The following is a 799-nucleotide window of genomic DNA, read 5'->3' as shown; positions in this document are numbered from 1 at the left end:
AAATAAAAAAGGAAGCCTTAGCTTCCTTTTTTGTGTGTTGCTAATCTTTGCTATTAAGCAAAAATTTTCGCTACTACACCAGCACCTACTGTACGGCCACCTTCACGGATAGCGAAGCGTAAACCTTCGTCCATCGCAATTGGGCAAATCAAGGTCACTTTCATCTTGATGTTGTCACCAGGCATTACCATCTCTACGCCTTCTGGCAGTTCGATAGTACCGGTTACGTCTGTTGTACGGAAGTAGAACTGTGGACGGTAACCCTTGAAGAATGGAGTGTGACGTCCGCCTTCTTCTTTTGACAGAACATAAATTTCTGATTCAAAAGTCGTGTGTGGGTTGATTGAACCTGGTTTAGCCAACACTTGACCACGTTCTACGTCATCACGCTTAGTACCACGTAATAACACACCACAGTTCTCGCCTGCACGACCTTCGTCAAGCAGTTTACGGAACATTTCTACACCAGTACAGGTTGTCTTAGTCGTGTCGCGGATACCAACGATTTCAACTTCGTCACCAACGCGAACAATACCGCGCTCAACACGACCAGTAACTACTGTACCACGGCCAGAAATTGAAAATACGTCTTCAATTGGCAGTAGGAACGGCTTATCGATATCACGTTGTGGTTCTGGAATGTAAGAATCTAGTGCTGCTGCCAGCTCAAGAATTTTTGCTTCCCACTCTGGTTGACCTTCTAGGGCCTTCAGAGCTGAACCTTGAATAACAGGTAAATCATCACCTGGGAAGTCGTATTCTGACAGAAGTTCGCGCACTTCCATCTCTACTAATTCCA

At 45.3% G+C, this 799-nt stretch carries 1 protein-coding gene; it reads right to left on the bottom strand.

The features are described from left to right. Positions 1-53: 53 nt before the first annotated feature. Positions 54-799 (bottom strand): elongation factor Tu (locus L2717_RS18070; RefSeq protein WP_248938139.1); only part of this gene is annotated, 746 nt, incomplete at its 5' end.

The sequence above is a fragment of the Shewanella glacialipiscicola genome, from assembly GCF_023283485.1.
Taxonomy (GTDB): Bacteria; Pseudomonadota; Gammaproteobacteria; order Enterobacterales; family Shewanellaceae; genus Shewanella; species Shewanella glacialipiscicola.
This window is presented reverse-complemented; position numbering and strand designations above follow the sequence as displayed.